Here is a 13,569-nt window from a genome sequence, read left to right on the forward strand (position 1 = left end):
ACGGCTACAGCGTCCGGCGACCGGACAATGCCCGGCCGAGGGTCAGTTCGTCGGCGAACTCGAGGTCGCCGCCCATCGGCAGACCCGACGCGAGCCGGGTGACGGTCAGGCCCGGGAAGTCGCGCAGCATCCGCACCAGATACGTCGCCGTCGCCTCCCCCTCGGTGTTCGGGTCCGTTGCGATGATGACCTCGGTGACGTCGACGCCGTCCTCCTGGTTGCCGATGCGGGTCAGCAACTCGCGGATGCGCAGCTGGTCCGGTCCGATCCCGTTGAGCGGATCGAGCGCACCGCCGAGCACGTGGTAGCGGCCGCGGAACTCCCGGGTGCGTTCGATGGCCTGCACGTCCTTGGGTTCCTCGACCACGCAGATCTGGGTGCGGTCGCGCCGCGGGTCCGCGCAGATCCGGCACCGTTCGTGATCGGACACCGTGCCGCACACCTCGCAGAAGCGCACGCCGTCGCGCACTCTCTGCAGGGCCGCCTGCAACCGGTCGATCTCCGGCGGCTCCACCGACAGCAGGTGGAACGCGATGCGCTGGGCGCTCTTCGGTCCGACGCCCGGCAGTTTCCCGAGTTCGTCGATCAGGTCCTGGACGGGTCCCTCGTACACGCCGGTCCTCTAGAACCCGGGCAGGCCCGGGATACCGCCCCCGAGACCGCCGGCCAACGGGCCCAGCTTCTCCGCGGCGATCTCCTGTGCCTTCGCGGACGCGTCGGCGATCGCACCGACCACCAGATCCTGCAGCGTCTCGACGTCTTCCGGGTCGACGACCTTCGGGTCGATGTGCACGGCCACGACCTCACCGGTGCCCTTGACGGTCGCGGTCACCAGGCCGCCACCGGCCTGACCGGTCACCTCCGCCTCGGCCATCTCGGCCTGCGCGGACATCAGCTGCTGCTGCATCTGCTGGGCCTGGGCGAGGAGCTGTTGCATATCGGGCATTCCACCGGGCTGCACGAGCACGTCCTTTCAGCAAGTTTCCACCGCCAGCGTAGTCGCTCGCCGGTACCGTGACGGAATGCGTGCGCGCCGGTGGTCGGGATGGATCGTCCCAGTTGCTGTTGCTGCGGTGCTGGTTGCCGGGGGCGGCCCGGCGCCGGCGCAACCGGGAAGCGGCCCGCTCGCCGGCCGCACCGTCTATCTCGACCCGGGGCACAGCGGCGCGAACGACGGCACCCTCACCACCCAGGTCCCCACGGGACGCGGCGGCACCAAGGACTGCCAGACCACCGGGACCGCCACCGACGACGGATACGCCGAGCACACCTTCAACTGGCAGCTGGCGGAGCTGGTCCGCGACGAACTCGTCGCGCTCGGAGCCCGGGTGCTGCTGAGCCGGTCCGACGACAGCTCGGTCGGCAGCTGCGTCGATCGGCGTGCGATCGAAGCGAACGAGGCCGGGGTGGACGCCGCGGTCAGCCTGCACGCCGACGGCGCCGCCGCCGACGCCCACGGCTTCCACGTGAACTACTCGGCGCCGCCGCTCAACGACGTGCAGGCCGGACCGTCGGTCGCGCTGGCGACGTCGATCCGCGACGCACTGCTCGCCGCGGGAGCCACGCCGTCGACCTATCTGGGCGCCGACGGGCTGCTCGGCCGCGACGACCTGGCCGGCCTGAACCTGTCGCAGCGCCCGTCCGTGCTCGTCGAGGTGGGCAACATGCGCAACCCCGGCGACGCCGCGCGCATGGCCGATCCCGCGGGCCGCGCTCAGCTGGCCGGTGCGGTCGTCGCGGGGATCGCGGCGTTCCTCGGGTGACGGCGTTCCTCGGGTGACGACCGACCCCCGTCGAACCCTGCTGTCAGTCGACTTCGCGACGAAGGTTCTCGAGCACCTGCTGCTGGATCTTGCGCAGCCCGAGCGGCGCGAAGGTGCGTTCGAAGAAGCCGCCGATGCCGCTCCCACCCTTCCACTGGGTCAGCGTCACGACGGTCGACCCGGTGCCGTTCGGCACCACGCTCCACGTGGTGACCAGCGTCGAATTCGCGTCCTCTTCGGTGATCGTGCTGCCCGACACCGACACCTTCGCCTCGATGTCGCGGACGCGCTTCTCGGTGGCGTGCAGTTTCCACCGCGCGACGGTTCCGGTGCCCTGACCGCCCGAGACGACCCGGTAATCGGTGTAGTGGTCGGAGAGGATGCGCGGTCGCACCGTCTCGTAGTCCGCGAGGGCCGCGAGCACACGCTCGGGAGCCGCCGCGAGCTGAATCGAACTGCTTGCGCTGACCTGCGCCATTGGGGTCCTCCTGGTGTCGTGTCTCGGCCGTCTGCGGTCGCACCGACCGGCAACTCGTCGAGTCCGCGCGGTAACCGGACGTACTCGACACTCCGGTCTATTGTGGATTGCGCCCGCAGACGCCGAGCCCGCAGGGGGAGCCGAATGCCGAGTACGCCACGTCAGATCGTTCCGACCGGTGTGCCGGCGCACCGTGAAGGCGTGGACCGCCTGCTTCGTTCCTACCGCAACATCCCCGGCGACGCACCGGTTCGGCTCGCGAAGAAGACCTCGAATCTGTTCCGCGCCCGCGCAAAGATTTCCGCACCCGGCCTGGACGTCTCCGGTCTCGGCGGGGTGATTTCCGTGGATCCGAAGGCGCGCACCGCCGATGTGGCGGGAATGTGCACCTACGAGGACCTCGTGGACGCCACGCTCCCCTACGGTCTTGTGCCGCTCGTGGTGCCGCAGCTCAAGACCATCACGCTCGGCGGTGCCGTCACCGGGCTCGGGATCGAGTCCACGTCGTTCCGCAACGGCCTTCCGCACGAGTCGGTCCTGGAGATGGACATCCTCACCGGTGCCGGTGAGATCGTCACCGCCACCCCGGACAACGAGCACGCCGACCTGTTCCGGGGTTTTCCCAACTCCTACGGTTCGCTCGGCTACGCAACGAGGCTGCGCATCGAACTCGAGCCGGTGAAACCCTATGTTGCGCTGCGGCACCTGCGGTTCGATTCGCTCGGCGCGCTGCAGGCCGCACTGGACCGCATCGTCAACGAACGCAGCCATGCGGGCGTGCCGGTCGACTATCTCGACGGCACCGTGTTCTCGGCGACCGAGAGCTACCTGACTCTCGGCACGCAGACCGACGAGCCGGGTCCGGTGAGCGACTACACCGGTGAGAACATCTACTACCGCTCGATCCAGCACGCGTCGGTCAACCATCCCAAGACCGACCGCCTCACGATCCGCGACTACCTGTGGCGGTGGGACACCGACTGGTTCTGGTGCTCACGCGCATTCGGTGCCCAGAACCCGCGGATCCGTCGCTGGTGGCCGAAGAGTCTGCTGCGCAGCAGCTTCTACTGGAAGCTCATCGCACTGGACCACAAGTACGGCATCGCCGATCGGATCGAGGCCCGCAAGGGGAACCCGCCCCGCGAGCGCGTCGTCCAGGACGTCGAGGTGCCTATCGAGCGCACCGCAGAGTTCATGCGGTGGTTCCTCGCCGAGATCCCGATCGAACCGGTGTGGCTGTGCCCGCTGCGGTTGCGTGATCGCAGCGCCCCGTCCGATGCGTTGTCGTTCGACGCGCAGCGGCCGTGGCCGATGTACCCGCTCGAGCCGAAGCGCACCTACGTGAACGTCGGGTTCTGGTCGTCGGTTCCGGTCGTCCCCGGCAACATCGAAGGAGCCGCGAACCGGACGATCGAGCGGAAGGTCGCCGAACTCGACGGCCACAAGTCGCTGTACTCGGATTCCTACTATTCGCGGGAAGAATTCGAAAAGCTCTACTACGGCGGGGGCGAATACCCGGCGCTGAAACAGAAGTACGACCCCAGGTCCCGTCTGCTGGACCTCTTCGCGAAGGCGGTGCATCGAAAGTGACCACATTCAAATCGGCGCCGACAACCCGCAGAGCGGGTGGACACGACGACAAGCTGAATCTGGCGGAGATCGTCGAGATCGTGACCGGCGGCGACATGCCGCTGCGATTCACCGCGTACGACGGGTCCGCCGCCGGACCGGAGGACTCCCCGTTCGGCCTTGCCCTGAACTCCCCGCGTGGAGCCACCTACATCGCGACCGCCCCCGGCGACCTCGGGATGGCCCGTGCCTACGTCGCCGGCGATCTCGAACCCAAGGGGGTGCATCCCGGCAACCCCTACGAACTGCTGAAGTCGCTGGGCGACCTGCACTTCGAACGCCCGCCGGCGCTGGTCCTCGCCCAGATCGCACGGTCGCTGGGCCGTGACCTGCTGCGGCCGATCGCCCCGCCGCCGCAGGAACACCTGCCGCGCTGGCGCCGGATCGCGGAGGGCCTGAGGCATTCCCGCAGCCGCGACGCCGAGGTCATCCACCACCACTACGACGTGTCGAACGAGTTCTACGAAATGGTGCTCGGCCCGTCCATGACGTACACCTGCGCCCTGTTCGACTCCGAGGACCAGTCGCTCGAGGAGGCGCAGGAGAACAAGTACCGGATCGTCTTCGAGAAGCTGAACCTGAAGCCCGGCGATCGTCTGCTCGACATCGGTTGCGGCTGGGGCGGAATGGTCCGCTACGCGGCACGGCGCGGCGTCAAGGCGATCGGCGCGACGCTGTCGCGCGAGCAGGCCGAGTGGGCGCAGAAGGCGATCGCCGCGGAGGGACTCGGCGATCTGGCCGAGGTGCGGTTCTCGGACTACCGGGACGTACCCGAGACCGGCTTCGACGCCATCTCCTCGATCGGGTTGACCGAGCACATCGGCGTCAGCAACTACCCGGCGTACTTCGGGTTGCTGCACAGCAAACTCCGCGAGGGTGGCCTGCTCCTCAACCACTGCATCACCCGTCCCCGCAACAACGGGAAGGTGAAGGCCGGCGGGTTCATCGACCGCTACGTCTTCCCCGACGGCGAGCTGACCGGTTCCGGCCGGATCATCACCGAGGCGCAGGACGTCGGCTTCGAGGTGCTCCACGAGGAGAACCTGCGTCAGCACTACGCCCTGACGCTCAAGGGCTGGTGCGAGTACCTCGAGGCCAACTGGGATGCGTGCGTCGCCGAGGTCGGTGAGGGCACGGCCCGCGTATGGGGCCTGTACATGGCCGGATCCCGGCTCGGATTCGAGCGCAATATCGTTCAGCTGCACCATGTTCTGGCGGTCAAGCTCGGCGCCGACCAGCGGCCCCTGACCCCGCTGCGTCCCTGGTGGAAGCCGTAGGCGGCTCCGCCGCCCGTGCGTGGTTTCGGTAGCACCCACTACCGAAACCACGCACGACACTCGCAAGGACCGGGAGCGCCCCGCACCCACCCCAGCCTGGTCAGCACCGCTTCGACCTCCCGCGCGACCTCGCACGGCGCCGACGCGACCTCCTGATAGCCGAAGACCAGCCGCGCCCGTCCGGCCAGTTCGGCGGCGTTGTCGCGACGCCGGTCCCGGAATGCGACCTCGACCATCGAATGCGCCCACCGGCCGTCCAGCCGAACCGTGAGCGGGCATCCGGCGGCGTCGTAGGTGCAGTCCTCGTACAACGTCCGGCCGTCGACGACCGTCGGGGCCTGCCGGGTCGCGACGGGCAGTGCGTGCGCCTGCTCGACGTCGATCGCGTAGTGATATTCGAGGACGGACTGCACACCGTCCGCCAGCAACGTCAGGGCCTCGGTGATCGGACCGCGGTAGCGGTACGGTGGCCGTTCCTCGATCCGCCGGCGCACATCGTGCAGTCGCAGCCCGGCGTTCGTGACCGTGGAGATCAGCGACATGTACGCCTCTCGCGGAGACGCTTGCGCCGTCGCCAGATCCAGTGCCGTGTCGACCTTCGTCGTGCGCGGCAACCGTGCGTCGACACCGATGTAGGCGTGCGCGCGGGACCGGTGCACGACGACCCCGGGATGCAGCGAGGCGGACGGTTTCGACACCGGCAGTTTCGCCTTCGGCCCGGCTGCCCGGACGGTCGCGCGTTGTGGCAGTGCGGATTTGCCGACCGGGACCGTGATGTGGACGGGTGCGGTGTCGTCGACGGGCAGCATGCCCCAGACCTCCGCCGCCGTGCGATGACTGAGCATCGCCGGACCGCCTCCGTACAACAGCGCAGCTTCGAGCACCATCGTCCGGGTGAGCGGTCCGCTGCTGACCGCGTAGACACCCTGCAGCACCCGTTGCCAACGCCCGGTGTCGAGCAGGTGCCGGACCGCTCCCCTGCCGATACCCGCCTCCGTCAGCTCGGCCTGGGTGACCAGACCGGTGCGGTCGTCGAACAGCCTCTGTACGTTGCTTTTTCCGAAATCATCCCCCATGCGGTCGATGATGACCGACGCGGAGACGGGAAAGGGCTCCCGACCGGGGTCGGGAGCCCTTTCCTGTGGATAACTCGTGCGTGGTTTTGGTAGCTGCTGCTACCAAAACCACGCACGGGCGCGCTAGCGCAGGGAGGCCGGCGGGGTGAAGCGCTCGCCGTACTTGGCGGCGAGTTCCTCGGCCCGCTTGACGAAGCCTTCCTTGCCACCCGGGTAGCCGACGATGAACTGCGCGACACCGCCGGTCCAGGCCGGGAAGCCGATGCCGAGGATCGAACCGATGTTGGCGTCGGCGGTCGTCTCCAGAACGCCCTCGTCGAAGCACTTCTGGGTCTCGATCGCCTCGGCGAACAGCATGCGGTCGATCAGGTCCTGCAGCGGCACGTCGAGCGTCGCCTCGGTCTGGTAGTGGTCACGCAGACCCTGCCAGATGCCGAGACGCTTGCCGGTCTCGTCGTACTCGTAGAAGCCGGCCTTCTCGAGGCGTCCCGGACGACCCTGCTCGACCATCCAGTCGACGACGTCGAGCGCGGGGTGACGGGTGGCGCCCATCTTGGTGTCGCCCTTGGCCGCGGCCTCGGCCGTCTCCTTCGCGATCTTCTGCATGAGCTTCATGTTCAGCTCGTCGGTCAGCTGCAGCGGCGGAGCCGGGTAACCGGCCTGCGAGCCGGCCTGCTCGATCGTCGCGGGCTCGATGCCCTCGCCGAGCATCGCGATGGCCTCGTTCACGAACGTGCCGATCACCCGCGAGGTGAAGAAGCCGCGGCTGTCGTTCACGACGATCGGGGTCTTGCGGATCGCGAGCGTGTAGTCGAACACGCGGGCCAGCGCCTCGTCGGAGGTCTTCTCGCCCTTGATGATCTCGACCAACGGCATCTTGTCGACCGGGGAGAAGAAGTGGATGCCGACGAAGTCCTCGGGGCGCTTCACACCGGTCGCGAGACCCGTGATCGGCAGCGTCGAGGTGTTCGAGCCGAGCAGCGCGTCGGGATCGACGATGTCCTCGATCTCCTGGAACACCTTGTGCTTGAGCTCGGTGTTCTCGAAGACGGCCTCGATGACGAAGTCGACGCCCGCGAAGTCGGCGACATCGGCGGTCGGCTTGATGCGATCGAGCAGAGCCTTCGACTTCTCCTCGGTGGTCTTGCCACGCGAGAGGGCCTTGGCCTCGATCTTCTCCGAGTAGCTCTTGCCACGCTCGGCGGCCTCGAGGGTGACGTCCTTGAGGACGACCTCGAAACCGGCCTTGGCGGAAACGTACGCGATGCCGGCGCCCATCATGCCCGCGCCGAGCACGCCGACCTTCTTGATCTCACGCTTCGGCACGTCCTTCGGACGCGAGGCGCCCGAGTTGATGGCCTGCATGTCGAAGAAGAACGCCTGGATCATGTTCTTCGCGACCTGGCCCGTGGCCAGCTCGACGAAGTAGCGGGACTCGATGGTCGACGCGTTGTCGAAGTCGACCTGCGAGCCCTCGACCGCCGCGGCCATGATGGCGCGCGGAGCCGGCATCGGAGCACCCTTGAGCTGCTTGCGCAGGTTCGCGGGGAACGCCGGGAGGTTCGCGGCGAAGGCCGGCGACGACGGGGTGCCACCGGGGATCTTGTAGCCCTTGACATCCCACGGCTGCACGCCGCCCTCGGGGTTGGCCTTGATCCACGCCTTCGCGGCCGGGACGAGTTCCTCGATGCTGCCGACGACCTCGTCGATCAGGCCGAGCTCCTTGGCCTTGACCGCGTTGTACTTGTTGCCCTGCAACAGAACCGAGAGCAGCGCGGTCTGGATACCGAGCAGGCGGACGGTGCGGGTGACGCCACCGCCACCGGGCAGCAGGCCGAGGCTCGCCTCGGGCAGACCGATCTGCACGCCCTTGACGTCGGCGGCGATGCGGTGGTGGGTCGCGAGGGCGATCTCGAGGCCGCCACCGAGAGCGGCACCGTTGATCGCGGCGACGACGGGCTTGCCGAGGGTCTCGAGGCGACGCAGGTCCGCCTTGATGTCCTGCACCTCGTCGAACGTCGCCTGCGCGTCGTCGGGTCCGATGGCGATGAGGTTGCGCAGGTCGCCGCCGGCGAAGAAGGTCTTCTTCGCGGAGGTGATCACGACACCGGTGATCGAATCCTTCTCGGCGACGAGACGATCCACGGTCGCCTTCATCGAGGACTTGTAGAGCGCGTTCATCGTGTTCGCGCCCTGGTTGGGGTCGTCGAGGGTCAGCACGACGATGCCGTCGGCGTCCTTATCCCAGGAAATCATGTTGTCGCTCACTGTTTTTCAGATTCCTTCCGGTGTCAGACGCGCTCGATGATGGTGGCCACACCCATACCGCCACCGATGCACAGGGTGACGAGGGCGCGCTTGGCTCCGCGACGCTCGAGCTCGTCGACCATCGTGCCGGTGATCATGGCGCCCGTGGCGCCGAGCGGGTGGCCCATCGCGATGGCGCCGCCGTTGACGTTGAGCTTCTCGTCCGGGATGTTCAGATCCTTCTGGAACTTCAGGACGACGGAGGCGAAGGCCTCGTTGATCTCGAACAGGTCGATGTCGTCGACCGTCAGGCCCGCCGCGGCGAGGACCTTGTGAGCGGCCGGGGTGGGGCCGGTGAGCATGATCGTCGAGTCGGCACCGGAGGTGGCGGTCGCGACGACGCGGGCACGCGGGGTCAGGCCCAGGTCCTTGCCGACCTGCTCGGAACCGACGAGCACCAGCGCGGCACCGTCGACGATGCCGGAGCTGTTGCCACCGTGGTGGACGTGGTTGATCTTCTCGACGAAGTGGTACTTCTGCATGGCCACGGCGTCGAAGCCGCCCATCTCGCCGATCGTCGCGAACGACGGGGCGAGCTTGCCGAGGCCCTCGAGGGTGGTGTCGGGGCGCATGTGCTCGTCGTGGTCGAGGATGGTCAGGCCGTTCTGGTCCTTGACCGGCACGACCGACTTGGAGAAGTAGCCACCGGACCACGCGGCAGCGGCGAGCTGCTGCGAACGCAGGGCGTAGGCGTCGACGTCCTCGCGGCTGAAGCCCTCGATGGTCGCGATGAGGTCGGCGGAGATGCCCTGGGGCACGAGGTAGCTGTCGTAGTTGGTGGCGGGATCGAGCATCCACGCGCCACCGTCGGAGCCCATCGGGACACGCGACATGGACTCGACACCGCCGGCGATGACCAGCTCGTCCCAGCCGGAGCGCACCTTCTGCGCAGCCAGGTTCACGGCCTCGAGGCCGGAGGCACAGAAGCGGTTGAGCTGGAAGCCGCCGGTGGTCACGGGCAGGCCGGACACGGTGACCGCGGTGCGCGCGATGTCGGCACCCTGGTCGCCGACCGGGCCGACGACGCCGAGGATCAGGTCGGAGATGCGGTTCTCGTCCAGGTCGGGGAAGCGAACACGCAGCTCGTCGATCAGGCCCGTAACCAGGGAGATCGGCTTGACGGAGTGCAGCGACCCGGTCTTCTTGCCGCGGCCGCGCGGAGTTCGGATGGCTTCATAGATGAATGCCTCTGTGGTCACAGTGCGGGGTTCCTTCCCGTGCTTTCGAATGTGACGGGCGTTGTCCGCTGTGACAGCAGCCACGCCCAACCTCCACCACCCTAGGAGCGTCCGGTCCGGCGGTTAAGGACCGAACCGATCGGAGTCCGTGACCGAAGCGAGCGAGCGCTCGGGTGCGGGACGGACGGGCGTGGTCAGACGCCGAGACCGGCCTCGCGGGCCCGCACGATCGCGGTCGCGCGGTCGACGGCACCGAGTTTGCCCAGCACGTTCGACACGTGGTTGCGCACCGTCTTCTGGCTCAGGACCAGCCGCCGCGAGATCGTGGCGTTGTCGTAGCCGCGCGCGACCAGGTCCAGCACCTCGCGTTCGCGATCGGTCAGTTCGGGGAACGCACCGCGCGCGACCCTGCGGGACGTGGCCATCACACCCAGCGCCTTCTCCGCGACCGAGGCGCCGACGATCAGTTCCCCGCCCGCGACCGCCCGGATCGCGCGTTCCACCCCGGACGGATCGGCACCTTTGACGAGGTATCCGCGCGCCCCGGCCCGCATCGCCGCGACGAGCAGATCCGCGTCCTCGTGCATGGTCACCATCAGCACCCGGAGTGCGGGATATTTCGCGACGAGACCGGCGGTCGCTTCGATGCCGGAACCGTCACCGAGTTCGATGTCCATCAGCACGACGTCGACGTCCGCGGTCACCACGTCGAGGGCCTGGCTCACCGAGCTGGCCTCGGCGACCACGTCGATTCCGTCGAGGGTGCCGAGCAGTGCGACCATCCCGAGCCGGAAGACGGGATGGTCGTCGACGACGGCGACACGGATGCTCATGACCCTCCTGCCGGAACTGCTGGTGACGTGGCCGTCCACGGCAGACGAGCACGCACGACGGTGCCGTGCGGGTGTGCTTCGGTGATGTCGACGACCCCGCCGACGTCGCGGGCACGTTCGCGCATGCTGTGGGTGCCGACGCCGACGCGGGCGTCCGGTCCCCTACCGCGACCGTCGTCGCTGACCTCGACGGTGAGCAGGTCTCCGGTGGTGTGGATGCGGACCGTGCATCCGCGAGCACCGGAATGCCTGCGCGCGTTCGTGACCGCTTCGACGGTGATGCCGTACGCCGCGGCGGCCACCGCCCGGGACAGTCCGGCCGGAGCGTCGGCGTCGACGTCGATTTCGAACCCGATGTGCGAATGTGTGCCGGCGAGTTCGTCGACCGCGGCGACGAGTCCCAATTCGTCGAGCACCGGCGGGAGCAGCCCCCGCGACAGTTCCCGCACGCCCTCGACCTGATGGTCGAGTTCGCGCAGCAGCGCATCGATCAGTTCCAGGGCGGCCGTCGGGTCCGTGGCGGCGAGGTTGCGGGCGCCCTGCAGCCCGAGCCGGATTCCGGCCAGGGACGGGCCGAGCCCGTCGTGCAGTTCCCGACGGATGGTGCGCCGCTCCTCGAGGCGTGCCTCCCTGAGCTGGTGCCGCGCCGCGTCGAGTTCCTCTGCGGACCGCAACACGACCAGCCCGGCTTCCACGACGGTGGCGAGCTCACCGAGCGCGCGCAGGCTGCGGGGCCCGAGGGCTTCGCCGGGCGGCGCGGTCACCGAAAGGGTTCCGGACTCGAGCGTCATCTCCTCGACGCGACCGGTGGGTTCTCCCCAGCGGGCGAGGATCTCGCCGTCCCGGCTCACCGTGACCGATTCGAGCCGCAGCGCGGTGCCGATGCCCGCGGTGAGGTCGCCGAGGAGTCGGCGGGGAGTGCCGGCGCCCGCGAAGTGACGGCCGAGATTCTGTACCGCGCGGGCGGAGTCGATACCGTCGCCGTACACGAGGCGGTGCACGCGGCGGGTCAGGTGGCTCCGCACCGGCTGCACGGCCAGCGCGACCGCGGTCGCGGCGATGGCCTGGGCGACGACCGAGCCGTCCGTCGGCAACATCAGCGACGCGGTCACCGCGACCACGAGATACCCGGCGGCGAGCACCGCGACGAGACTGCCGGCGAGCGCGGCGCGGCTGACCGCGAAATCCAGTCCCCACAGTCGTTGCCGCAGCACCACCACGAGGATCGCGACGGGGTAGAACGCCTGGGTGGCCAGGTGGATCAGCGGAGTGAGCATCCACGGCAGGCCGGGGACGGCGAGCGGAATGTAGGAGGCCGTCATCAGTGCCGCGCCGAGCGCGAGCCAGCCGAGCCCGGCGGACTCCGCCGCCTGTGCGGTGCGGCGCCGCCACAGCACGTGCGCGGCGGCGAGGAACCCGACCACCACGACGGGCAGCACCAGCCACGGGTCGGCGGTGTCGGTGTACGTGCGAGCCCACCAGAACCAAACGGTCGCAACGGTTCCCGCGACCACCCCGATCCGCTCGCGCTGCCCGAGCGTGCCGTCCCGGACCAGCCACGGCACCACCAGGAACAACGCGAGCGTTCCCGGGATCCACGCCGAATTCTGCAGGGGCGCGAGCGCGCCGACGAACGGCAACTCGGGTCGCACGAGCGCGAGCCGCGACCACGCGTAGGACAGCGCCGCGATACCCGGGCCGATCGCGGCGACCGCCGTGATGATCGGCACCGGATGCACGCGACGCGCGAGCACCACCCCCGTGACCGTGCCGTACACGGCGGCACCGACGACGTCGACGAGGAAGAACAACTGATCGGCGTCCAGCGTCGGCCGGGCGCCGAAGAACACCACGACCGAAACGACCGCGAGCGCCCAGGCCAGGACGGCGACGACTGCGGCGGGCACCGGTGCTCCACCGGTGCCCGCCGACCCCTCGTTCTCGTGCGCGACTGTCATGGTGCGCCGAGTATCCCCGATTCCCCCCGCATTTCGTGATTCACCGCGTCCGCGCGGCGACCGCGAAGCCGACCCCGGCCACGAGAACCCACACCGGGCCGACGAATCCGGCCAGGTACTGCAGCGGCGAGATGCCGGTCAGCAGCGTGAGGCCCCCCAGCACCACGCTCGCCCAGCCCAGCCAGCGCGGGACGGCACCGTGCCGCAGCGACGCGACCGCGACCGCGAGACCACTCACCCCGGCGCCGACCCACAGCCACGGAATGGTGCCCATCCAGTGCGAGGCGACCACCGCGACCTCGGGAACCATCTGTCCCGGCTCGCCGAGCCCGAACAGCAACTCGGTGTCGAGACCGGTCCCGAGCAGGGTCGCCGCCGACGTCAGCACCAGCCCGAACGCGGCAACGGCCGGCAGGATGCTGAACTCGGGCAGCGCGATGCGGAGGCGTCGCTGCAGACCCGCTGCGAACACGAGGAGCAGCACGGTGCCGACCATCAGCGTCAGGTGCATGACGAGCATCGCTGTGCGCTGCTCCGCGAACTCGGCGGTGATGGCGACCGCGTTGCCCGCGGTTTCCTCGTTGTAGGCGGCACTCATCGCCATGCTGGCCTGGATTCCGACCACCCCGGCCAGGCCCGCGACCGCGCCTGCCCAGGCCCACATCGACCCCACCGGGGGCCGGGGACTGTCGACGGTGTCGCGCTGTGCAGCGCTGTCGATGCTCATGTTCACCCCTCCGCTCGGGCGCCCGGTGCGCCCGTCGACAAGGACAGTGCTGCGCTCGGCGTCCCGGGCACGAGGGACAGCCGTCCCGACTTCCCGGGACGGGACGGCAACCCGAGGTGATGTGCGCCACAGCGCGACTCGCGGTTCGGGGCTCCGACGTGCGCGAATGCGGTGAGGTGCCACCGATGTGGAAAATTCCCGGGGGCAAGCGGGAACTTTTCGGCGGGGCCGCCCCTCTCATCCTCGACACACGGATACGACGCGAAAGCGAGGTCGGGATGAGCAGCGGGCACCTCTCCGGTCTCGCCCGGCCGGGTCGACGTGACAACCACACCGTAAGGGG

12 protein-coding genes are annotated in these 13,569 nt (G+C 68.9%); 3 read left to right on the forward strand and 9 right to left on the reverse strand.

The window, feature by feature from the left end:
- Window positions 1-4: 4 nt before the first annotated feature.
- Together recR and ACWDUD_RS14205 are read right to left on the reverse strand one after the other, a co-directional pair.
- Window positions 5-613 (reverse strand): recombination mediator RecR, encoded by a 609-nt coding sequence (recR, locus tag ACWDUD_RS14200; protein WP_450109704.1) that lies wholly within the window; start codon window positions 611-613, stop codon window positions 5-7.
- 9 nt (window positions 614-622) lie between these two features.
- Window positions 623-946: a YbaB/EbfC family nucleoid-associated protein gene (locus ACWDUD_RS14205; protein WP_072813514.1), complete on the reverse strand. Its 324-nt coding sequence runs from the start codon at window positions 944-946 to the stop codon at window positions 623-625.
- Between the two features lie 76 nt (window positions 947-1,022).
- Between ACWDUD_RS14205 and ACWDUD_RS14210 the strand changes: the two genes are divergently transcribed.
- Entirely contained in the window at window positions 1,023-1,763 is a 741-nt protein-coding gene (locus tag ACWDUD_RS14210; RefSeq protein ID WP_450109705.1) for an Rv3717 family N-acetylmuramoyl-L-alanine amidase, read from the forward strand.
- 43 nt (window positions 1,764-1,806) lie between these two features.
- Here the strand turns inward: ACWDUD_RS14210 and ACWDUD_RS14215 are convergent, their stop codons facing one another.
- Window positions 1,807-2,241: an SRPBCC family protein gene (locus ACWDUD_RS14215; protein WP_248674260.1), complete on the reverse strand. Its 435-nt coding sequence runs from the start codon at window positions 2,239-2,241 to the stop codon at window positions 1,807-1,809.
- A 144-nt stretch (window positions 2,242-2,385) separates the two neighbouring features.
- Here ACWDUD_RS14215 and ACWDUD_RS14220 point away from each other — a divergent pair, with 144 nt between their 5' ends.
- Both ACWDUD_RS14220 and ACWDUD_RS14225 read left to right on the forward strand, forming a co-directional pair.
- A complete protein-coding gene (locus tag ACWDUD_RS14220) occupies window positions 2,386-3,831 on the forward strand; it encodes an FAD-binding oxidoreductase (protein ID WP_450109706.1) in 1,446 nt (481 codons plus the stop codon).
- The gene (locus ACWDUD_RS14225) at window positions 3,828-5,147 is read left to right on the forward strand and encodes a class I SAM-dependent methyltransferase (RefSeq protein WP_450109707.1); all 1,320 of its coding nucleotides are present in this window, start codon (window positions 3,828-3,830) and stop codon (window positions 5,145-5,147) included. Before ACWDUD_RS14220 ends, ACWDUD_RS14225 begins: the two co-directional genes overlap by 4 nt.
- Before the next feature lie 38 nt (window positions 5,148-5,185).
- On the opposite strand, the gene ACWDUD_RS14230 is transcribed toward ACWDUD_RS14225, so the two are convergent.
- The 6 genes from ACWDUD_RS14230 to ACWDUD_RS14255 form a co-directional block, all read right to left on the reverse strand.
- Entirely contained in the window at window positions 5,186-6,223 is a 1,038-nt protein-coding gene (locus ACWDUD_RS14230) for a type IV toxin-antitoxin system AbiEi family antitoxin domain-containing protein (RefSeq protein ID WP_450109708.1), read from the reverse strand.
- A 123-nt stretch (window positions 6,224-6,346) separates the two neighbouring features.
- On the reverse strand, window positions 6,347-8,491 hold the full coding sequence (locus ACWDUD_RS14235) for a 3-hydroxyacyl-CoA dehydrogenase NAD-binding domain-containing protein (RefSeq protein ID WP_450109709.1): 2,145 nt from the start codon (window positions 8,489-8,491) through the stop codon (window positions 6,347-6,349).
- A 23-nt stretch (window positions 8,492-8,514) separates the two neighbouring features.
- Window positions 8,515-9,729, reverse strand: coding sequence for an acetyl-CoA C-acetyltransferase (locus ACWDUD_RS14240; protein WP_450109710.1), 1,215 nt, complete (start codon window positions 9,727-9,729; stop codon window positions 8,515-8,517).
- A 173-nt stretch (window positions 9,730-9,902) separates the two neighbouring features.
- On the reverse strand, window positions 9,903-10,541 hold the full coding sequence (locus tag ACWDUD_RS14245; protein ID WP_450109711.1) for a response regulator: 639 nt from the start codon (window positions 10,539-10,541) through the stop codon (window positions 9,903-9,905).
- Window positions 10,538-12,499: a histidine kinase gene (locus ACWDUD_RS14250; protein ID WP_450109712.1), complete on the reverse strand. Its 1,962-nt coding sequence runs from the start codon at window positions 12,497-12,499 to the stop codon at window positions 10,538-10,540. Before ACWDUD_RS14250 ends, ACWDUD_RS14245 begins: the two co-directional genes overlap by 4 nt.
- 40 nt (window positions 12,500-12,539) lie before the next feature.
- On the reverse strand, window positions 12,540-13,226 hold the full coding sequence (locus ACWDUD_RS14255; protein WP_450109713.1) for a hypothetical protein: 687 nt from the start codon (window positions 13,224-13,226) through the stop codon (window positions 12,540-12,542).
- Between the last annotated feature and the right edge of the window lie 343 nt (window positions 13,227-13,569).

The sequence above is a fragment of the Rhodococcus sp. NPDC003382 genome (genome assembly GCF_053589135.1).

What these genes read in the sequence shown, in the direction of transcription:
- ACWDUD_RS14205 (WP_072813514.1), bottom strand. Translation starts at nt 946, where the DNA reads ATGCCCGATATGCAACAGCTCCTCGCCCAGGCCCAGCAGATGCAGCAG.
- ACWDUD_RS14210 (WP_450109705.1), top strand. Translation starts at nt 1,023, where the DNA reads ATGCGTGCGCGCCGGTGGTCGGGATGGATCGTCCCAGTTGCTGTTGCT.
- ACWDUD_RS14215 (WP_248674260.1), bottom strand. Translation starts at nt 2,241, where the DNA reads ATGGCGCAGGTCAGCGCAAGCAGTTCGATTCAGCTCGCGGCGGCTCCC.
- ACWDUD_RS14220 (WP_450109706.1), top strand. Translation starts at nt 2,386, where the DNA reads ATGCCGAGTACGCCACGTCAGATCGTTCCGACCGGTGTGCCGGCGCAC.
- ACWDUD_RS14230 (WP_450109708.1), bottom strand. Translation starts at nt 6,223, where the DNA reads ATGGGGGATGATTTCGGAAAAAGCAACGTACAGAGGCTGTTCGACGAC.
- ACWDUD_RS14245 (WP_450109711.1), bottom strand. Translation starts at nt 10,541, where the DNA reads ATGAGCATCCGTGTCGCCGTCGTCGACGACCATCCCGTCTTCCGGCTC.
- ACWDUD_RS14250 (WP_450109712.1), bottom strand. Translation starts at nt 12,499, where the DNA reads ATGACAGTCGCGCACGAGAACGAGGGGTCGGCGGGCACCGGTGGAGCA.
- ACWDUD_RS14255 (WP_450109713.1), bottom strand. Translation starts at nt 13,226, where the DNA reads ATGAGCATCGACAGCGCTGCACAGCGCGACACCGTCGACAGTCCCCGG.